General features: G+C 59.9%; 19 protein-coding genes, 1 tRNA gene and 2 pseudogenes. 14 read left to right on the top strand and 8 right to left on the bottom strand.

Annotation, left to right across the window (positions count from 1 at the left end):
• Positions 1-99: 99 nt before the first annotated feature.
• The 3 genes from G7066_RS09985 to G7066_RS09975 all read left to right on the top strand — a co-directional run bounded on the left by G7066_RS09985 (position 100) and on the right by G7066_RS09975 (position 2,784).
• The gene (locus G7066_RS09985) at positions 100-1,041 is read left to right on the top strand and encodes a GlxA family transcriptional regulator (protein ID WP_166330814.1); all 942 of its coding nucleotides are present in this window, start codon (positions 100-102) and stop codon (positions 1,039-1,041) included.
• A 92-nt stretch (positions 1,042-1,133) separates the two neighbouring features.
• Positions 1,134-2,132 (top strand): type I glyceraldehyde-3-phosphate dehydrogenase, encoded by a 999-nt coding sequence (gene gap, locus G7066_RS09980; protein WP_166330812.1) that lies wholly within the window; start codon positions 1,134-1,136, stop codon positions 2,130-2,132.
• A gap of 13 nt (positions 2,133-2,145) precedes the next feature.
• The gene (locus G7066_RS09975) at positions 2,146-2,784 is read left to right on the top strand and encodes a TetR/AcrR family transcriptional regulator (RefSeq protein WP_341873790.1); all 639 of its coding nucleotides are present in this window, start codon (positions 2,146-2,148) and stop codon (positions 2,782-2,784) included.
• Here the strand turns inward: G7066_RS09975 and G7066_RS09970 are convergent.
• The 3 genes from G7066_RS09970 to G7066_RS09960 form a co-directional block, all read right to left on the bottom strand.
• Complete coding sequence (locus G7066_RS09970; RefSeq protein ID WP_244302903.1) at positions 2,781-3,200, bottom strand: DUF3054 domain-containing protein; 420 nt, start codon at positions 3,198-3,200, stop codon at positions 2,781-2,783. The two genes, G7066_RS09975 and G7066_RS09970, sit on opposite strands and share 4 nt — an antisense overlap.
• A complete protein-coding gene (locus G7066_RS09965) occupies positions 3,197-4,030 on the bottom strand; it encodes an inositol monophosphatase family protein (protein ID WP_166332018.1) in 834 nt (277 codons plus the stop codon). The genes G7066_RS09970 and G7066_RS09965 overlap by 4 nt, the downstream gene beginning before the upstream one ends.
• 49 nt (positions 4,031-4,079) lie before the next feature.
• Positions 4,080-4,151 (bottom strand) — tRNA-Lys (locus G7066_RS09960).
• A 231-nt stretch (positions 4,152-4,382) separates the two neighbouring features.
• Between G7066_RS09960 and G7066_RS09955 the strand changes: the two genes are divergently transcribed.
• From G7066_RS09955 to G7066_RS09940, 4 genes are read left to right on the top strand one after another with little or no spacing between them, the layout of a single operon-like run.
• Positions 4,383-5,435: a hypothetical protein gene (locus G7066_RS09955; RefSeq protein ID WP_166330810.1), complete on the top strand. Its 1,053-nt coding sequence runs from the start codon at positions 4,383-4,385 to the stop codon at positions 5,433-5,435.
• A 9-nt stretch (positions 5,436-5,444) separates the two neighbouring features.
• Entirely contained in the window at positions 5,445-7,004 is a 1,560-nt protein-coding gene (locus tag G7066_RS09950; protein WP_244302902.1) for a hypothetical protein, read from the top strand.
• Positions 7,001-7,864 (top strand): ABC transporter ATP-binding protein, encoded by an 864-nt coding sequence (locus G7066_RS09945; protein WP_166330808.1) that lies wholly within the window; start codon positions 7,001-7,003, stop codon positions 7,862-7,864. The genes G7066_RS09950 and G7066_RS09945 overlap by 4 nt, the downstream gene beginning before the upstream one ends.
• Positions 7,861-9,126 carry an ABC transporter permease gene (locus G7066_RS09940; RefSeq protein ID WP_244302901.1) on the top strand — a complete coding sequence of 422 codons (1,266 nt, stop codon included), beginning with the start codon at positions 7,861-7,863 and terminating at the stop codon, positions 9,124-9,126. Before G7066_RS09945 ends, G7066_RS09940 begins: the two co-directional genes overlap by 4 nt.
• Here the strand turns inward: G7066_RS09940 and G7066_RS17510 are convergent, their stop codons facing one another.
• From G7066_RS17510 to G7066_RS09930, 3 genes and pseudogenes are all read right to left on the bottom strand, one after another.
• Entirely contained in the window at positions 9,127-9,672 is a 546-nt protein-coding gene (locus G7066_RS17510) for a Na+/H+ antiporter NhaA (protein ID WP_341873789.1), read from the bottom strand.
• Positions 9,633-10,231: pseudogene (locus tag G7066_RS17505) on the bottom strand (Na+/H+ antiporter NhaA). The gene G7066_RS17510 and the pseudogene G7066_RS17505 overlap by 40 nt, the downstream one beginning before the upstream one ends.
• A 189-nt stretch (positions 10,232-10,420) precedes the next feature.
• Entirely contained in the window at positions 10,421-10,621 is a 201-nt protein-coding gene (locus tag G7066_RS09930; RefSeq protein ID WP_166330806.1) for a hypothetical protein, read from the bottom strand.
• A gap of 148 nt (positions 10,622-10,769) precedes the next feature.
• On the opposite strand from G7066_RS09930, the gene G7066_RS09925 reads away from it, so the two are divergent.
• From G7066_RS09925 to ilvC, 5 genes and pseudogenes are all read left to right on the top strand, one after another.
• Positions 10,770-11,009 carry a hypothetical protein gene (locus G7066_RS09925; protein WP_166330804.1) on the top strand — a complete coding sequence of 80 codons (240 nt, stop codon included), beginning with the start codon at positions 10,770-10,772 and terminating at the stop codon, positions 11,007-11,009.
• A gap of 98 nt (positions 11,010-11,107) precedes the next feature.
• Positions 11,108-12,800 (top strand): annotated as a pseudogene (ilvD, locus tag G7066_RS09920) (dihydroxy-acid dehydratase).
• A gap of 82 nt (positions 12,801-12,882) precedes the next feature.
• Complete coding sequence (locus tag G7066_RS09915) at positions 12,883-14,685, top strand: acetolactate synthase large subunit (protein ID WP_166330802.1); 1,803 nt, start codon at positions 12,883-12,885, stop codon at positions 14,683-14,685.
• A gap of 2 nt (positions 14,686-14,687) precedes the next feature.
• Positions 14,688-15,197: an acetolactate synthase small subunit gene (ilvN, locus tag G7066_RS09910; protein WP_166330800.1), complete on the top strand. Its 510-nt coding sequence runs from the start codon at positions 14,688-14,690 to the stop codon at positions 15,195-15,197.
• Positions 15,198-15,271: 74 nt separating this feature from the next.
• On the top strand, positions 15,272-16,288 hold the full coding sequence (gene ilvC / locus G7066_RS09905) for a ketol-acid reductoisomerase (protein ID WP_425280771.1): 1,017 nt from the start codon (positions 15,272-15,274) through the stop codon (positions 16,286-16,288).
• Positions 16,289-16,444: 156 nt separating this feature from the next.
• Here the strand turns inward: ilvC and G7066_RS09900 are convergent, their stop codons facing one another.
• Both G7066_RS09900 and G7066_RS17500 read right to left on the bottom strand, forming a co-directional pair.
• A complete protein-coding gene (locus G7066_RS09900; RefSeq protein WP_341873788.1) occupies positions 16,445-18,364 on the bottom strand; it encodes an ATP-dependent helicase C-terminal domain-containing protein in 1,920 nt (639 codons plus the stop codon).
• Positions 18,361-19,032 (bottom strand): DEAD/DEAH box helicase, encoded by a 672-nt coding sequence (locus G7066_RS17500; protein WP_341873787.1) that lies wholly within the window; start codon positions 19,030-19,032, stop codon positions 18,361-18,363. Before G7066_RS17500 ends, G7066_RS09900 begins: the two co-directional genes overlap by 4 nt.
• A gap of 67 nt (positions 19,033-19,099) precedes the next feature.
• Here G7066_RS17500 and G7066_RS09895 point away from each other — a divergent pair, with 67 nt between their 5' ends.
• Both G7066_RS09895 and G7066_RS09890 read left to right on the top strand, forming a co-directional pair.
• A complete protein-coding gene (locus tag G7066_RS09895; protein WP_166330795.1) occupies positions 19,100-19,564 on the top strand; it encodes a hypothetical protein in 465 nt (154 codons plus the stop codon).
• A 3-nt stretch (positions 19,565-19,567) separates the two neighbouring features.
• On the top strand, positions 19,568-19,888 hold the full coding sequence (locus G7066_RS09890) for a hypothetical protein (RefSeq protein WP_166330793.1): 321 nt from the start codon (positions 19,568-19,570) through the stop codon (positions 19,886-19,888).
• Positions 19,889-19,950 lie beyond the last annotated feature (62 nt).

Below are 19,950 nucleotides of genomic sequence, written 5' to 3'. Positions count from 1 at the left end.
TGACGGCTCGGCTGAAATCCCCCAATGGTACCGGCGTGTGGCACCGCGGTCTGATTCTTGGGCGTCGGCAAGCTCATTCAGACGAATAAGCTTGAAGCTGTGAAAAAGGTTGCCGTCGTTGTGCGAGAAGGCGCGAAGCCGCTCGACGTGGGCATTCCAGCCCAAGTGTTTACAACCCGCGCCAGCATGCCCTATGAAGTGCATGTGTGCGGAATCGAGCCGGGGCTGATTCCTGGTGGCGACGGCCTCTCGTACTCCGTGGATACGGGGCTCGAAGCTCTCGACGACGCCGACCTGGTATTTTTGCCGGGTACGAGACATCCGGATCGGGAACCTCCGCCCGAGAAGCTGCTCGATGCCCTCGTGAAGGCCCACGAACGCGGCGTTCGCCTCGCCGCCATTTCAACGGGAGCGTTTGCGCTCGCTGCAACCGGGCTACTGGACCAAAAGCGAGCGACCACACACTGGCACTACGCACAAATCTTCGCGGCCCAGTTTCCGCAAGTGCAGGTAGACGAGAGTGTGTTGTTTGTCGATGAGGGTTCTGTGTTGACGTCTGCGGGTGCCGCGTCGGGCATCGACCTTTGCCTGCACATCTTGCGCGCGGATCTCGGCATGGCTGCTGCGAACCACGCGGCCAGACGGCTTGTTGCAGCCCCGTATCGCAGCGGTGGACAGGGTCAGTTTGTGCGTCGGTCCGTGCCCGAAACCTACGGTGAACGACTTGCCAGCACGCGCGAGTGGGCGCTGCATCGACTACACGAACCCCTCACAATCCAAACGCTAGCAACCCATGCCCGAGTGTCGGAGCGTACTCTCTCGAGGCGCTTCACAGAAGAGACCGGTTACACCCCGATGCGGTGGGTGATGCGCGCTCGTCTTGATCTCGCGCGTGAGCTGCTTGAAAGCACGGACCTGAGTGTCGATACCATCGCAACGCAGGTTGGCTTGGGGACCGCAGTCAATCTGCGGCTGCACTTTCGACGGGTGCTCGGCACGACCCCTTCAGAGTATCGCCGTACCTTCACCCGGGGTGAGTGACATTGGCGAGATTCTTTCTGTAGGTGGCATTGATGCCACTGGTCGCGAGACCGCGAAGCGCGAGATCCTTAGCTGTACAAGAAAGGACAGCCATGACTGGTCGTATTGCAATCAACGGTTTCGGGCGAATCGGAAGGGGGGTGCTGCGTGCGTTACTGGAACAGTCGAGCGATCTGGAGCTGGTCGCAATCAATGATCTCACCGACGCAAAGACGATTGCGCAGCTATACAACTTTGACTCTGTCTACGGCCGCGCGACGACACCCATGCGGGCTGAGGGCAATGAACTAGTCGTGGGGGATCGGCGCATTAGGCTTCTCGCTCAGCGCGACCCTGCGCTGCTGCCATGGGGTGAACTGAGTATCGACGTGGTCTTAGAGTCGACCGGTCGCTTCACAAAAGCAAAGGATGCACACTTGCACCTTGACGCCGGTGCAAAGCGAGTGCTCGTGAGCGCCCCCTCTTCGGGCTCCGACGTGACGCTCGTTCGCGGTGTGAACGAAGACGCGTACGATCCCGCCGAGCACTTTGTGATCTCAAATGCCTCGTGCACGACAAACGCGCTCGCTCCGCTCGCGCAGGTGCTGCATCAGCTCGCTGGGATCGAGCAGGGGTTCATGATGACTGTGCACGCGTACACGCAGGATCAGAATCTGGTTGACAGTCCGCACTCCGATCCCCGTCGCGCCCGCGCTGCGGCCCTCAATATCGTGCCGTCTTCAACTGGAGCAGCGCGAGCGATCGGTAAAGTACTGCCAGAGCTCGAGGGTAAACTGAGTGGCGATGCGATCCGCGTACCTGTGCCTGTAGGTTCGATTGTTGAGCTCACGGCGATGGTTGAGCGTGACGTGACCGAGGATGAGGTGCGAGCCGCGTACCGTGAGGCCGCCGAGGGGCGCCTGCGGGGCATTCTTGAGTACTCAGAGGATCCGTTGGTGTCGTCAGATATCGTCGGCAACCCAGCGTCGTCCATCTTCGACTCAGAACTCGTTCGTGTGGTGGGTCGACACATCAAGGTGTCCTCCTGGTACGACAACGAGTGGGGGTTCTCGAATCGAGTCGCTGAGACGCTGTCTCGACTCGCTGACTAAGCAGTGAGATGCCGTGCCCGGCGCTATCATGTTGAACATGGTGGTGCAGCAAACGGCGACCCGATCGCGCAAGCCACCGGAGGAGCGTCGCGCCGAGATTCTCGCTCATGCCTCGTCAATCGCGCTCGCTGATGGGCTTGAACGCGTTACGCTTCGGGCGGTTGCCGATCAGCTTGGTGTGAGGCCCGGTCTGATTAGTCACTATTTTCCGGCGGTCGAAGACCTGGTGGCCGCGGCGTTTGAACTCGCTGTGACCGGAGAACGGGAACAAATGTTTGCGGGGAAGGGCTCTCCCACTTCGCGTCTCGCTGCGCTCGTGCACCGCGTGACGAGTGGTGAGGCCAATGACCTCGCCCGACTCTGGCTGAATGCGCGTCATCTGGGGCGGTTTAGTGATGTGTTGGCTAGAGCGATTGCCGTGCAGGAGGCGAAGGATCGCGACCACATGCTGAACCTCATTAAGGACGGTGTTGAAGTCGGGGAGTTTCATGCCGATGACCCTTTTGCGGCGTGCGTACGCATTTTCATCGCGATCGACGGCTACTCGGTATATGTCAATTCCGCCGACGAGTTTGAGGTCGCCGCCTACACCCGCTTCGTTGGGGACGTGTGCGAGTGGACGCTTGGGCTAGATGCCCGTTCTTGGAGCTAACCCTGTCGCACAACGAGCTTGCCGAGTAACTGTGCAATCATGCGCCAGCCGATCAAAAACACCGCGATTGAAACAGTGGCTACGATGACGAATGGCAAAGCCGTGCCCGAACCAGTGAGCGCACGTAGGATCATGCCGAGCGCGACGGTGCCGATCCACAGGGGAATGCCTGACTTTACTGGGGACAGCGGATGTTTCGAGATGCGAGCCGACACCCACATGATCGTAAGCCCCGCGAGAAACGGCCACGCTGTGTCCCACAGGCCGAAGAGTGTCGCCTCGCGCGAGTGGCTGCTTCGACCGAGCGCGGCGAACAGCACAACAAGCACAGTGTCGATGCCCAGTGCGAGCAAAACCGTCTTCCACCCTGGCTGCACATGCTTTGCGGTGGGGGAAGGCATCTGTGACTCGCTCACGCTGACACCTCTGACCCCGATCCTGTGCCCGTAATGACCGCAATCACCGCGTCGTGTAGCGCGCCGTTTGTGGCGAGCGAGCTGCCGTTCCACGCGCTCTCTGCGCCGTTGATGTCGGTGAACTTGCCTCCAGCCTCGCGCACGATCGGCACGAGCGCCGCCAGATCGTAGGGCTTCACGTCGAACTCCGCGACGATGTCAACGAGCCCTTCGGCAAGTAACATATACGACCACATGTCACCGTACGCGCGGTCCCGCCACACGGTTCGGCTGAGCGCAATGAGCGGTTGTAGGTAACCGGCGTGGTCCCACTGCTCGATGCTTTGGAAGCTGAGTGAGGCGTGCTCGAGATCATTCACGCCAGAGACGCGCAGGGGACGAGGATCAGTGCCCGCTTGCTGTCCCCACGCCCCGGACCCAGTTTCGGCCCACCAGCGGCCGCCGAAGCCCGGCGCCGACACAACTCCCAACGAGGGCTCGCCTGCAACCTCAAGTGCAATTAGCGTGGCCCAGTTGGGTACACCCCGCAAGAAGTTGGAGGTGCCGTCGATGGGATCGATGATCCACCTCCGCTCACCACGTTCTGCTCTGCCGGATTCTTCGCCGAAGAAACTGTCGCCCGGACGTTCTGTCTCTATGAGCTCGCGCAATGCCGACTCGACGGCTTTGTCAGCGTCGGTAACAAAGGTGCGATCAGGTTTCGTTTCTATCGTGAGGTCGGCCGAGCGAAAACGGGGGAGCGAAATAGTGTCGGCGAGATCAGCGAGCCTTAGGGCAAAGGCAAGATCGGCCGATGGAGCGGGGGCTGTGACATGTGGCCTCCTAGCCAGAAACGAAAAGGCTCTTCTTCCGCGTCATTTGGAAGAAGAGCCTGAGTCGTACACCCCCCGGGACTCGAACCCGGAACCCATTGATTAAGAGTCAATTGCTCTGCCATTGAGCTAGAGGTGCTCGCTGCTCCGTGAGCAACATAGATACGTTAGCACGCCCGCGGGAGAGCCACAAACTCAAGCGGATATTCGGGCATTTCGGGACAGCTTCTTCACACCTAATTGCAGATTTCGTATCGTATGCTGCCCATTATGCGTCTCGCAATGGTGTTACGCATAGATGTTTCCGTCAAACTTGATGGTCATTGAGCTACCCCTACTCCGACCCCGCCCCCACGGTAATGAGGCCCCGATGAAGACTAAACTTTCCTACCGATTTTCTGTTCCCGCTGTGCTTGTCATTGCTGCCCTTGCGCTCACCGGTTGCAGCGGCGATCCCGAAAAGAAGAAAGTGGAGGAGGGGCCCCTCTCTAAGTACATGAGTGCTATGTGGGGCGACGAGGAGTACAACCAGGAGTATTACGACAAGCAGCAGGTGAAAATCGAAGAGCTGGTCGCCGACTGCATGGCGAAGGAAGCATTCGAGTACATTCCGAATACCGAAAATGGTGGCACGGTTGTCTTTAGTGATGATGAAGACAGTGATATGCCGGATCCTAACTCGATGAAGTTTGCGGAAACCTACGGTTATGGATTTGTAACTTCTCCCTACGAGGAAGAAGCAACAGGTGGAGACGGCAACGAGAAAGAGTATGTCGATCCGAACCAGGAGTACCTCGACAGCCTCTCCGACTCGGAACGAGCAGCCTACGATGAGACGCTGTGGGGAACGCCGACAGAAATGACTGGCGAAGGCGACGAAGACGAGACTATACAGGAGTACGACTGGAAGTCTGCTGGTTGTTACGGTGCCGCTCAGCACGAGGTGCAGGGTGAAGCGATGGAAGCGGCCGAAGATCCCGAGTTTAAAGACCTCTTCGACAAGATGCAGAACGTGTGGACCGACGTCTATGGCGACGGCGAAAACGCCTCCCCTAATGAGGACGTCGCGAAGATTAACCGAGAGTGGTCCGAGTGCATCGTCAATGCTGGGTACGACTTCGCAAACCCAGACGAGGCTTGGACAGCGATGATGGAAGACTGGAACAAGGTCCAGGAAGCCGGGTATGCAGAGGGTTCAGATAGCGATAAGGAGCCTACTGGCCCGAGCAAGGCTGAGAAGAAGAAGTTCCAAGAAAAAGAAATCAAGGCCGCTGTGGCCGATCGTAAATGCCAGGACAAGGTCGGATACATCGAAAAGCAGCAGGATATTGTGAATGCTGCCGAGCAGAAGTTTGTCGACGAGCACAAGTCGGAACTTGACGCGATGCTTGCCAAATATGGCTCGAAGAAGAAAGACAAGTAACCGGTGGCTGTGCTGCGACGGAATCGGAAACATCGGGAATCTCCGCAAGAGGTAGAGCCTCAGGAGGACAGTCAGCTCGCTGCCGACGAACTGCCCTCGAACTCTACGGCTGGCTCCGTCAATGCTGCCGATGCCGAGGCTGCCGACGAAACTGCAACGCCCAAGAAGAAACACGGCTGGGCTGGGGCACGCCTCGTTGGCCTCATTGCCGGTGTTGCAATTGTGTCGTTGCTCCTTGGTGTGGGAGTGATGCAGTTTATTGTTTCGCCTGCGGAAGTGGCTGCACGAACCAAGGCTCCAGATCCCGGTCCCGTCACGGCACCGGTCGAGAAACGACAGATTGAGAACACCGTGGTGATTCGCGGTGAGGTGAGCTATGCCGACTCGGTGGCCGTATCGATTGACGCCGCGGGCGGTGGAGGCCGTGCGGTCATCACAGGTCGTGTGCCTGAGGTCGGAGCGATCCTTGACACCGGAAACATCGCTCTCGAGATTGCCGGGCGTCCCGTTGTTGTGTTACCTGGCGAACTGCCCGCATACCGTTCACTGGCGTTTGGTATGCGTGGGCCCGACGTGACGCAGCTCAAACAGGCGCTCGCGGCAATGGGCTTCGGGGTCGGCAACATCGACTCAGACACCTATGACGCAGATACGGCAGTTGCCGTGGGGGCATTGTACGAGCAGATCGGGTACACAGCTTCGACTGGCGGAGACGAGGCTCAGCAGGCCCTTCGTGAGGCGGAGCGTGGCGTGCGTGACGCGCAGCTCGGTCTTGCGGGGGCGCAGTCGGCGCTCGACGAGGCGATTGCAACCGCGCAGCCCAATACAAATGCAGAGCAGGCAGCGCTCAACGAGGCGAACGATACCCTGAGTGACTCGCAGGAGAAGCTTGGGGAGGCGCAGGTAGCTGTGCTGCCAACTCTGCCCTCCAACGAAGTGCTCTTCCTCACTGGTCTTCCGCGCCGAGTGGACGAGGTTTCCGTGGCCCGAGGTGATGAACTCCAAGGCTCTCCCATGAGCGTCTCGGGCGCAACACTCACCATTACGGGCACTGTTTCAAAACAGGACGCGCAGTTGCTGACTGAGGGTGCTAAAGCGTTCTTTGCCGCACCAAACGGCGACGAACTCACCGCTACGATCAAGAAGATTCGCGCTCCCAAGTCGGGAGGAAAAACGGAGGGGTCTGGTGGTAGTGGTGGTGGCAATACCGGAGATTCGGGCGGTGGTGATTCTGGTGGTAACAGCCAAGAATCTAGTCGCTACACCGTGGCGATGACGCCGAGCAAACTGACCTCAGATAACATTGAAGCACTGCGTGACACAAACGTGCGTATCAAAATTCCCGTCGCTTCAACCGAGGGCGACGTACTCGCGGTGCCGATCGCGGCACTCTCTGCCGGGTCAGGCGGAGAAGATCGTATTGAATTGATGGTCGATCCGAAGAATGGCCCCGACGCTGTCACTGAGAACATCGTTGTGAAAGTTGGCCTGGCTGCCGACGGCTTTGTTGAGATTTCTTCTGACGATGCGCGCGTAAAAAAGGGTGCCAAGGTCGTGGTTGGTAGATGAGTGGGATCGCGGAGCTCATTGACGAACTCGACGATTCGTCTGCGGAAGACGAAGTCACTGAGCTTTCGAGGTCGGCTGGTCGTAAGCAACGCAGACAAGTGCGGAAGCAAACTCGAGCCGAATCTCGGGAGGCTGCCGCCAGCGCGCGACTTGCCGAACAGCGTGCTGCCGGAGACCAAGACTATTCGGGACCCATTGTGCACCTTGATGACGTCACCCGCTTTTTTCCGGGGCCGCCCAAGGTGTTTGCGCTGCGGGGCATTGACTTGACGATCGAACGGGGTGATTACCTCGCGATTGTTGGGCCATCAGGATCGGGCAAATCAACCATGCTGAATGCGCTTGGGCTGCTCGATCGCCCGAGTACCGGCAAGTTTCTCTTCGAGGGCATTGATACGGCGGAACTCAGCGACGACGAGCGGGCGGCCCTACGTGGCAACGCGATTGGTTTTGTGTTTCAGTCCTTTCATCTGCTTCCAACACGCACTGTGCTTGAAAATGTAATGCTCGCGACGGCCTACGCCGGGGTGCCAAAGACAGAGCGTGAAGCCCTCGCGCGCGAATCACTTACCAAAGTGGGGCTGGATCACAGGGTCGAGTTTTTTCCCAACAGGCTTTCTGGCGGTGAGCGGCAGCGCGTGGCAATTGCACGTGCTGTGTGTACGTCGCCCAGACTGTTGCTCGCTGACGAACCAACGGGTAATCTCGACAGACAAAATTCAGAGATCGTTATGCGCCTCTTCGAAGAACTCGGCGAAGAGGGGCTCACCATTGTTATGATTACCCACGACGAAACTGTAGCTGCATCGGCCAAACGTCGAGTTCGCATGCAAGACGGTGAACTGTCGGTGATCGCGTGAGCGTGCGCTGGCCGCAGATGTTGCGCCTGAAGCGACGCAAGCGTGCCACTAAGGTTCCCGGGTTGCCCATTCGAGACCTGACTCGGGAAGCGCTCGAAGGGGTGGGTGCCCGCCCATCTCGACTCGTTATTACCCTGCTCGGCACTGTGCTCGGCATTGCCTCACTTGTCGCCACCATTGGTTTTGCCCAGACCGCTGCTGGGCAGATTTCTCAGCAGTTCGATGCGCTCGCTGCGACGCGGGTTACGGTCGAGCCTGGTAAAACGAAGGCCGCAGGAAACAAAGATCGTGTGACCGCCAAGATTCCCTGGGACGCTGTGCAGCGTACAGAAGATCTGGTTGGCGTGAAGCATGCGGCGCTGTATGCCAAAGTGCCAAACTCTCCCAAGGTCGACACCGTTCAGGTGCAGGATCCATCACAGGTCGCAACCGTGCCACCACCTGTCATTGCCGCGTCGCCAGAGATCCTGCAAGCGGTGCAGGGGCGTATGCAGACCGGCCGGTTCTACGATAGCGGTCACGATGAGCGTCGTGACCGTGTTGTTGTGCTCGGCAAGAACGCCGCGAAAAAGCTCGGTATCAACAGAGTGAGCGGGCAACCCGCAATCTTCGTCAACGACCGTGCCTACACGGTCATTGGGATTCTCGACAAGGTTGGAACGCGGGACGGGCTGCTCGATTCTGTGATCGTTCCCGTAGAGACTGCTCGCTCCGAGCTCGACCTTGCCGCGCCCGATGCTCTCGACATTCGCATTGACATCGGTGCCGGGCCGGTGGTTGGCAAGCAGGCTCCGATTGCGCTCAACCCGAATGCCCCTGACTCATTTAAAGTGGCGGCTCCCGGCGGAGTGAACGAGCTTCAAAAGAGTGTCGAAGCCGATGTCAATGTGCTGTTCATTGCGATCGGCATTGTTGCGCTCATTGGCGGTGGAATCGGGATCGCAAACGTCACCCTCCTCTCCGTATCGGAGCGGCGTGGTGAGATCGGGCTGCGTCGCGCTCTCGGCGCGCGCACTCGCGATATCTCGAGGCAGTTCATGCTTGAGTCGGTGACGACGGGTGTGCTCGGTGGGCTGATCGGTGTCGCCGTGGGACTGTTCGGGTTACTAGCAGTGTGTCTCACGCAGCAGTGGACCCCGATGCTTGCCCCATGGGCCGCTCCAGTTGGAGTGATTGTGGGTGCACTGGTCGGGCTCGCAGCCGGAACATACCCGGCGATAAAGGCCGCCAGAATCGAGCCGGTAGACGCTTTGCGCGACTAGCTATCGTCGGCGTCTTACGAGAAAAGCCGACGCTACGGCTACCGCGAGAAGCGAAGCCACCATAACAGCGAGTCTCGCGGTGTCTGTGTCGCTGGGATGATCGAAGCTGAGGTCAGTGACGAGCAGTGACACAGTAAAACCGATGCCCGCGAGTGCGCCGACACCGATAAGCTCTCGCCAACGTACGGCAGGGTCCAGTTCAGCGCGAGTCCAGCGTGTGAGCAGCCAGGTTGTCAGAGCAATACCAACTGGCTTGCCGATCACGAGTCCCGCAATGATACCGAAAGCAATAGGGTCAAAGGGAAACCTTGAGTCTCCGCTGATGGCGACTCCGGCCGCAAAAAACGCAAAGACGGGCACGGCAATGCCTGTTGAGAGGGGCCGAAATCTGTGTTCGAAGGTCTCAGCAAGTTGTGTGCCTCCGCGACCGGAAACCGGCACGAGAAACGCGAGAACAACACCGGCGATGGTTGCGTGGATCCCTGACGCATGAAATAGTGCCCACGCTACGATTCCGAGGGGAGCAGTACGACCCAGGCGGCCCACTTCGAAGCGGCCAATTGCGCAGAAAAGCGATGCGAAATAAAACCGTAGAGGGCGAGTGGCACAATCGCGATCGCGAGGGGCGAAAGGTGCACCGTATCGGTGTAAAAGATCGCGATGATAATGATGGCGATGAGGTCGTCGACCACTGCGAGCGTCAATAAGAACATGCGCAGGGCAGGGGGATTCTCGGAGCCACGAGCGCGAGGACAGCAACGGCGAAGGCTATATCGGTAGCAGTCGGAATTGCCCAACCGTCTGCCCCAGGAGAACCAGCGGTGAACGCCACATAGAAGAGCGCTGGCACCGCAACACCACCAAAGGCTGCTGCGACCGGCACAACTGCGGTTGAGAACTTCTTGAGTGCTCCCGAAACAAACTCGCGCTTGAGTTCAAGGCCAACCATAAAAAAGAACACCGCGAGGAGCCCGTCGGAGGCCCAGTGCCCAACACTGAGGTGCAGGCTGAGCGAATCGGGGCCGATCTTTGTGTCGCGCAGTGAGAAATAGTTGTCTGCAAGGGGGGAGTTTGCTGCAACGAAGCCGAGAAACGCCGCGACCATGACAATCACGCCGCCGACAACATCGGCTCGAAGAAGCCGACTTACTCTTGCCGCTTCTCGTTTGCTAAAGAGGGACAGGGTTGATCTGCGGCTTGGGGTAGCGGGAGTAGTCATGAAATGTCTCCAGATTGGGTCGACTCAAAGGATGTCGACCAGGCTTCCCGACTCACCGCGTTCCAGTGTAGTCGTCTAGCGCCTGGAAAGGTCCTCATCTTCAGCGCCCTGCATGGCAACCCCAGCGATCGCCAGCGCAAGACCAGCCGCCCACACGCCCCACACAACGTAGCGGCGCCAATCTTTCGGCATGTGCTGGGTGCGCTTCGAGGTGCTAAGCGCGCCAAACGCGGCCCCGATAACTCCGGGGTTTGTCACATACTTGCCGATCGCCATGGCTCCTCCTTGCGGGCTGAACAGTGCAAAGCTAAGCCTAACGTCAGGGCGTTACGCATGCGATACGATTACAGAAGGAGTTTGTCACAGCGCGACAAACGCAGCGGCTCTTGTACTTTGAGCCCACAAGCTACAAAGGAGAATCGGCATGGCGAAGCAGAAGACCGAGACGCTGTTCGAAGAGAGCTCGCAAGGAGCCGTTGGTGCGATCACCGGTGTGCTGTTTGTGCTGTCTGTTGTGCTCATGCTCGGTGGCTTCATCCTGATGGCTTACGGCATTCAGCCGAGCTTGGGCGCCGCTGAACTCTGGACTTTCTGCGGTGGTCTTGCAGCGACCATCGTGGGATTTATCATCCCGTTCGCTATCCTTCCCGCAACGGGCAAGTAGCGAATTAAGCATTGCGTTCGGCACCGGTGAGCACAGCTTGCCGGTGCCGTTGTCGTTTCAGCACGTGTACGGAATACGTCTGTGCATAGAATAGAACAATGGCACAGACTGACATCAAGCCGCGTAGTCGCGACGTCACCGATGGAATCGAGAAGGCCGCAGCGCGCGGCATGCTTCGTGCAGTGGGCATGGGAGATGAAGACTGGGATAAGCCCCAGATTGGCATCGCCAGCTCATGGAACGAGATCACCCCCTGCAACCTGAGTCTCGACCGGCTCGCTCAGGGTGCAAAGGAAGGCGTGCACTCGGGTGGTGGCTACCCGCTGCAGTTTGGCACGGTCTCGGTTTCTGACGGCATCTCGATGGGCCACGAGGGCATGCATTTCTCGCTCGTCTCACGCGAGGTCATTGCTGACTCTGTCGAGACCGTCATGATGGCAGAGCGCCTCGACGGCTCGATTCTGCTCGCCGGTTGCGACAAGTCGCTGCCGGGCATGCTGATGGCGGCTGCGCGTCTGGATCTTGCTTCGGTGTTTCTCTACGCGGGGTCAATCGCTCCGGGCTGGGTGAAGCTTACTGACGGCACGGAGAAGGAAGTCACCATCATCGATGCCTTTGAGGCCGTTGGTGCGTGCAAAGCGGGCACTATGAGTGAGGAAGACCTGAAGCGCATCGAGTGCTCGATCGCTCCCGGCGAGGGTGCCTGCGGCGGCATGTATACCGCCAACACGATGGCCTCGATTGCAGAGGCTCTCGGCATGAGCCTTCCCGGATCTGCGGCTCCGCCCAGCGCTGACCGTCGTCGCGACTACTTCGCGCACCGCTCGGGTGAGGCCGTGGTGAACATGCTGCGCCTTGGTATCACGGCGCGCGACATCCTCACTAAAAAAGCGTTCGAAAACGCCATCACGCTACTCATGGCCTACGGTGGATCGACGAATGCGGTGCTGCACCTGCTTGCAATTGCGCGCGAGGCCGAGGTCGATCTGACGCTCGAAGACTTCAACCGCATTGGCGCAAAGGTGCCGCACCTCGCCGACATGAAGCCGTTCGGTAAGTACGTGATGGCCGATATCGACCGCCATGGCGGTGTCCCGGTGATCCTCAAAGCCCTGCTCGACGCAGGTCTGTTGCACGGCGACGTTCTGACCGTTACGGGTAAGACGATGGCCGAGAACCTGGCCGAGCTGAACCCCGACCCGGTTGACGGCAAGGTGATTCACAACCTTGACGATCCGATCCACGCGACGGGTGGCCTCACAATTCTGCACGGCTCGCTTGCCCCAGACGGGCAGTAGTGAAGACCGCGGGCTTTGACGCAGAGGTATTCGAGGGCCCAGCGCGCGTCTTTGAGCGTGAGCGCGCAGCGATGGATGCGCTCACCGAGGGCAAGATTGGCAAGGGCGATATCGTCGTCATTCGCTACGAAGGGCCCAAAGGTGGCCCCGGCATGCGCGAGATGCTCGCGATAACCGGTGCGATCAAGGGCGCGGGTCTCGGAAAAGATGTACTATTATTGACGGACGGGCGATTCTCAGGCGGCACAACCGGACTGTGTATCGGCCACATTGCACCGGAGGCATCGGACGGAGGTCCTGTTGCTTTGGTGCGCGACGGTGACCTGATTCGGGTTGATATCGCCGCACAAACGCTCGACTTGCTGGTGGATCCCGCCGAGCTTGAGGCCCGACGAGAAAACTGGGCCCCGCTTCCCCGCGATACACGCGTGGCGTACTTGCGAAGTACACCAAGCTCGTGCATTCCGCCTCTGAAGGCGCAATTACGGGTTAGTGCGCGTTCGCGACTCCGCCACTTCTGAGCTGAGACGCGCTGCGCTTGTATTGCATGACACCTTCAATCGAGAAAGCAAGACATGACCTCGGAATCGAGTGCAGTGCCACATCAACCAGACCCGGATTATTCCGGCGGCGAACGGATGACCGGAGCGCAGGCCGTCGTTCGCAGCCTTGAAGCGCTTGGCGTGCGTGACGTCTTCGGGCTCCCTGGTGGAGCAGTCCTTCCGCTGTACGACGCGCTGATGGACGCCGCTGAACTGCGTCACATCCTTGTTCGTCACGAGCAGGGAGGCGGTCACGCTGCTGAGGGGTTCGCCTCGGCCAAGGGAGAGGTTGGTGTGTGTATCGCGACCTCCGGCCCCGGCGCGACCAACCTTGTCACCGCAATCGCGGATGCCTACATGGACTCAGTGCCGATGCTCGCGATCACCGGTCAGGTGTTCTCGCACCTCATGGGATCCGACGCGTTTCAAGAAGCCGACATTATTGGCATCACGATGCCGATCACGAAACACTCTTTCCTCGTGAAGAAGCCAGAGGACGTGCCCGGCGCTATTGCCGCGGCATACCACCTCGCTTCGACCGGTCGCCCCGGACCCGTGCTCGTGGACATCACGAAAGATGCTCAGGAGGGCCTTGTCGATTTCGTGTGGGATCCGCGGGTCGATCTCGCGGGTTACCGCCCAATTACTAAGGCCAACAGCAAGCAGATTCAGGCGGCTGCGGATCTGATCGCGCAGGCCGAACGACCCGTGTTTTACGTTGGCGGTGGCGTCGGACGCGCCGGTGCCTCGGCTGAACTGTTGCAGCTCGCTGAGCTGGTCGGGGCTCCCGTCGTGACGACCCTTATGGCTCGTGGCGTCTTCCCCGACTCGCACCCGCAGCACCTCGGCATGCCAGGCATGCACGGCACGGTTCCCGCGGTGCTCGCACTGCAGGAGTCCGATCTGCTGATTACTCTCGGTGCTCGTTTTGACGATCGTGTGACGGGTAAGGCGGCGCAGTTTGCCCCCGATGCAAAAGTGATCCACGCGGATATTGATCCCGCTGAAATCGGCAAGATCCGCGCGGCCGATGTGCCGATCGTTGGTGATGCGGCCGAGGTCATCTCAGATCTCATTGCGGCTGTTTCCACCTGCAAACTGAGTCGAGAATGCGCTGACATCTCTGAGTGGTGGGAGCGCCTGCGAATGCTTCAGGAGAAGTTCCCGCTCGGCTACAAAGAGACGACCGACGGTCTGCTTTCACCGCAGCACATCATTCAGCGCATCGGTGAGATCACCGGGCCCGAAGGCGTGTACGTCGCTGGTGTCGGCCAGCACCAGATGTGGGCGGCGCAGTTCATCAAGTACGAGCGCCCAAACGCCTGGTTGAACTCTGGCGGTGCGGGCACCATGGGTTACTCCGTGCCCGCTGCCATGGGGGCCAAGGTTGCCGAGCCAGATCGCGCGGTCTGGGCCATTGACGGCGACGGCTGCTTCCAGATGACAAATCAAGAGCTGGCAACCTGCATGGTGAACAACATCCCCATCAAGGTAGCCATCATTAACAACTCGTCACTCGGCATGGTGCGGCAGTGGCAGACGCTCATTTACGACGGTCGCTACTCGAACACTGAGCTGAACACCGGTCACGGCAGCGAGCGGATCCCCGACTTTGTGAAGCTGGGGGAAGCGTACGGCTGCCTCGCTATTCGTGTGGAGCGCGAGGATCAGGTCGACGACGCGATTAGGCTCGCGCTTGAGACGAATGACCGCCCCGTGGTGATTGACTTCGTCGTGAGCTCTGACGCGATGGTGTGGCCGATGGTTCGCCAAGGCACCTCCAACAGCGATATTCAGTATGCGCTTGAGCATGCACCCGAGTGGGAGGAAGAGTAAAAATGAGCCGTCACGTACTCAGCCTCCTCGTAGAGGATAAACCGGGCCTGCTGACCCGGGTCGCCGGGCTTTTTGCTCGACGTGGTTTTAATATCGAGTCGCTCGCCGTGGGCCCCACCGAGATGCGTGGTCTCTCACGCATCACTGTTGTGGTTGACGAAGACGAAACACTGCTTGAGCAGGTGACGAAGCAACTCAACAAGCTTGTGAATGTCATCAAGATCGTGGAGTTGGAGGAGTCCAACTCCGTGCAACGTGAGCACGTGCTCATCAAGGTGCGCGCTGACAACCAGACTCGCTCGCATGTGCTTGAAGCAGTGAGTCTTTTCCGTGCTCGTGTAGTCGATGTTGTGCCCGACGCGCTCACCATCGAGGTAACAGGAGACAGCGGCAAGATTGATGCCTTCTTGAAGGTGCTCGAGCCGTACGGCATCAAGGAGATCGCCCAGTCGGGGTTGATCGCCATGGGCCGCGGTTCCAAGTCGATCACCGAGCGGGTCTTCAAGAACTAACTGCCTCGCGGGATCCCGATCCCGAACCAGATTTACCGAAATCACGAAACGAAAGAGAGTCACAAGTGGCTGAGATGTACTACGACGCAGACGCAGATCTGTCCATCATCCAGGGTAAGAAAGTAGCCGTCGTTGGCTATGGCTCGCAGGGGCACGCGCACGCAATGAACCTGCGCGACTCGGGTGTTGAGGTCGTTATTGCCCTCAAGGAAGGCTCGAAGTCGATTCAGAAGGCTGAAGAGGCTGGCTTCACCGTGAAGACAGTCGCCGACGCCGCTGAGTGGGCCGACCTGATCATGGTGCTCGCACCTGATCAGCACCAGCGCACTATCTACAACGAGTCGATCAAGCAGCACCTCACCTCGGGCAAGACGCTCGCGTTTGCTCACGGCTTCAACATTCGCTTCGGCTACATCGAGACGCCCGAGGGTGTTGACGTGATCCTCGTGGCCCCCAAGGCCCCGGGCCACACCGTGCGCCGCGAGTTCGAGGCCGGTCGCGGCATCCCCGACATTATCGCCGTTGAGGTTGACGCCTCGGGCACCGCCTGGGAAACCGCGAAGTCTTACGCGAAGGCAATCGGTGGCACCCGCGCTGGTGTCATCAAGACCACCTTCACCGAAGAGACCGAGACCGACCTGTTCGGTGAGCAGGCTGTGCTCTGCGGTGGCACCTCGCAGCTCGTGCAGTACGGTTTCGAGACGCTGACCGAGGCTGGCTACCAGCCGGAGATCGCCTACTTCGAGGTGCTGCACGAGCTCAAGCTCATCGTTGACCTGATGTGGGAGGGTGGCATTGCCAAGCAGCGCTGGTCCGTTTCCGACACCGCTGAGTACGGCGACTACGTCTCCGGCCCGCGCGTTGTTGATCCCTCCGTCAAGGAGAACATGAAGGCTGTGCTCGCTGACATCCAGTCGGGTGCGTTCGCGAAGCGCTTCATTGAAGATCAGGACAACGGTGGCAAGGAGTTCATCGAGCTCCGTACCAAGGCAGAGAAGCACCCGATCGAGACCACCGGTCGCGAGCTGCGTAAGCTTTTCGCTTGGAAGCAGACCGACACCGATTACGTTGACGGCAGCGCTGCGCGCTAGTCGCTAGTTTGTAAAGGCGGGGCGTGCGGGCTATTCCGCGCGCCCCGTTTTTCTGTCTAGCCCTACGCAGGTGGTCAGTCGTCGCCAGTTGGCCAGCAATAACCCGCAGACCAGCAGTTCTCTCCCGAAACTGATGTCCTGCGGGTTCTTGATGTCTTATGGGCTGGGTCGCTTGGTGCGGGCGGTCGCTGGAGCCGTCCATGGATCCTCGGGCCAGGGGTGTTTTGGGTAGCGGCCACGCATTTCGCGGCGCACCTGTTGGTAAGGGCCGTTCCAGAACGATGCGAGATCATCGGTCACAGCGAGGGGGCGGCGCGCCGGAGAGAGCAGGTGCACCAGCACCGGCACGCGACCACCGACGAGTCGCGGCGTTTGCGCGAGACCGAACAATTCTTGAAGTTTCACCGAGACAACGGGCGGGGCTGTCGGATCAGCCGGATCCGGATAGTCGATTCGCACTGTTGAACCCGAGGGCGCGGTAAGTCGCTCGGGTACAAGCTCGTCGAGGTGAGAAGCTTCTGGCCAGGGGAGAAGCCTGCGCAGCGCCGCCGCCACATCAATTCGGTGCAGTGAGGAGCCCACGCCCATACGCTCGAGGTCTGAGCCGAGCCAGCTGTCGATGCTGTCGAGCAGTGCTGCATCGTCCATCCGTGGCCAAGGGTCACCGAGTTCTCGGCGCAGTAGTGCGATTCGAGTCCGCAGTCTCACAGCTGACTCCGACCAGTTGAGGGTCTGCAGCCCGGCCTCTCGCAGGTGGGTTGCAAGTGCTAGTCCGGTATCGGCATCTGTGGAGGCGACCGGCGTGGCCGAGATCAAAATCTTACCGACCCACCGCTCTTCTGTGACCCGCACCCGACCGTTCTCGACTCGGGCAGCTCGTGTGCGAGCCACAAGCGCGTCACCAATTCGTAGGGCGTCGGCCTCGGTGAGGGGTGCGGCCAGTCGGATCACGGCACCCGTGCCATCGGCGACTTTTCCCTCGGCGCGCTGCACTTCGCACACGGCAAGCCACTCGCTGTGGAGCAGCCCGCTACCCTCGGGAACGGCCGCCCGGGTGCCGCTCGCCAAAAGGTAGGCGCGGGATCTCTCGCTCACACGACGTGCGATCCACTCTGGGCGGCCGAGAGCCGACACGATACCACTTGCAGTGTCTCCTGTTGTGGTGTTTGAATTTGTGGGGTCGGAGCCGCCATGATTGAGGCTAGCTGCAACGATCTCGCTCTGCGCAATCCGTTCGAGTCGGCGGCTTTCTCGCTGCCAGCGTTTGGCATCCGAAGATCGGCCGTCACGCAGCTGCCGCATCAGACGAGGCAGGTCGGCGCTGGCTTCACGGTGACCATCTGAGATTGCGGCGACGACTTCAGCGGCGGTTCGAGCGTTGCCAAGCTCCACCGTTCCCGAGAGGAGAGCGCGTGCGTCGCGCACACCCACTGGGAGCTGTGCAATTCGGACTCCCTGAGCTGTTGGGCGACCTGCGTTATCGATCAGCTGAAGCGCACGCAGTTCTGCGACGGCCTCACACATGGCCGCAGTTGGGGGAGGTGAAGGGAACGCCAGACCGACACCAGCGGGCGTTCCCCAGGCAGCGAGGAGTAGCGCGGTATCTGTGAGATCGGCCGAAGCGATCTCTGGCGCAGACTCGGAGGGCATTCGTGCGAAGTCAGCCTCTGAATAGGCGCGCACGACTCGACCGGGTCCCTGGCGCGCGGCTCGACCAGCGCGCTGCTCCGCACTTGCCCGTGACGCACTGACGGTAACGAGACCGGTCATGCCGCGCGCTCGGTCGCGACGTAGCTCTCGGGAGAGTCCGGAATCGACCACTAGACGCACTCCCGGCACGGTGAGCGAACTTTCGGCCAGTGATGTGCTGACCACAATCCTTGGTGGATCATTCGGACCACGTCCGCGCACAGCGCGATCCTGATCCCGAGCAGATACCCTGCCGTGCAGCGGAAGAACTTCGAGCGACGCGTGTGCACGAGTGCTCAGTCGCCGCACAAGCTCATCAACCTCGCGAGCCCCGGGCACAAACACCAGCGCGTCGCTGGATTCGGCCTGCTGTGCCTCCAGTGTCACGGTGGCGACATGATCGAGGTAATCCCGCGTGACACCACGATCATCGAGGCGAGTTCCTGAGAAGGGTGCAAAATCCGCGCGAAGCGGGTGCAGCGTCGAGGGATGGCGACGATCGGTGCGGTTCCAGCGTCTCCCCCCAGTATTTCTGCAACCCGTGACGCGTTGAGTGTTGCCGACATTGCGACCACAAGCAGGTCTTCGCGCAGAGTGCGGACCTCCGCCATCATGCCAAGTAACAGGTCACTGTCGACCGAGCGCTCGTGCACCTCGTCAAGAATGACAGCGCTGATTCCGTCCAAGCTTGGATCAGTGAGCAGACGACGCAGCAGCACACCCGGCGTGAGAACTTCAAGTCGAGTGCGGCGTGACATGTGGCGTTCGCCGCGCACGGTGAAGCCGACGGAGTCGCCAACTGCAAAGCCGTCAAGCATCGCGATTCGGTTCGCTGCGGCACGCACCGCGACGCGCCGAGGCTGCGTAAGGAGCGTCGTGCCGCGGTCACGAACCATATTTGCGACCAGTGGAGGCACAAAGGTTGTCTTGCCGGTTCCCGGTGGTGCGGTCAGGACCATCACGCCAAACTTCGCGGCCGTTTCGAGCTCGTCCCGATGCTCCGCGACGGGAAGTCCTACTCCAATGGTGTTGATGTTGAAGACGGGCGTAGTCACTCTGCCAAGTCTAGGGTGGCCACCCGTTCACCGGATGCTCAAAGCACCACGGCTATAGGGTTAACGAATGCGGAAAAAGAAGGAACAAGCGGCACGTGACAGCACGCTTGCGAGCGGTTGGAAGGTCGAAGGTGAGGAGCCGATAGTTTCCGCCGAGGAAGACACTGTCGCGCCAGAAGGACAGGTGACTCAGGTCGCCTCGGATGCTGAACCCGCCGCGCCCGGGCTCAGTAACGGTGCCCTCGTAACGCTCGGTGTGTTTGGTGGGTTGTACCTACTGTACGTCTGGGGGTGGTTCATTATCGCGCAGGCATATGCGTCCGTGAACGCCATGGCAGCGGCCGGCAGTGGCACAATTGGCGGAGTGTTGCAGCAGATCGTTTTCTGGGCTGCGCCGCTTGCTCCGGTGCTCTGGTTTGGTCTTTCTCTGCTGTTTAGTCGAGGTGGGCGCACAAGGCGGTTGGTGCTGTTTTTGTTTATTGGAGCGATTGTGCTGATGCCGTTGCCGATGCTTATTGCGAGGGGGAGCTAGGTCATGGTGAAGGTAGTTTCGGCCTGGGTGGTCGGCGTTTTGCTTGCGGTGCTGTACCTGTACGCGGCCACGGCAGCGATTGGCAACCTGATAGGTATGTCTGGCCTGGCCACTGCGCTCGGATCGGGACTGAGTGCTGTCGGTTGGATCTGGCTGATTGCGGGCATTGTTATGCCAGTGGTGCTTCTCTCGCTTGCGCTGATTCTCGGCAGAAAGCGCAAAGCGGGGATGCGGATCCTGCTGCTCGCGGTGGGAATCACGGTCGTTGCTGTGTTGCAGATCGACGTGATGCACCTCATTCCCGAGTCGTTATATTTCGCGTAGCGTTCGGGAGGCCGGTCTCGCGCCACTAGACTGGAAATCCGCGCGCCCCGGGTGCGCATTGT

The organism is Leucobacter coleopterorum (genome assembly GCF_011382985.1).
GTDB classification, from domain to species: Bacteria; Actinomycetota; Actinomycetes; order Actinomycetales; family Microbacteriaceae; genus Leucobacter; species Leucobacter coleopterorum.
The sequence above is the reverse complement of the archived record's forward strand: the minus strand, read 5'-3'. Positions and strand labels throughout refer to the sequence as shown.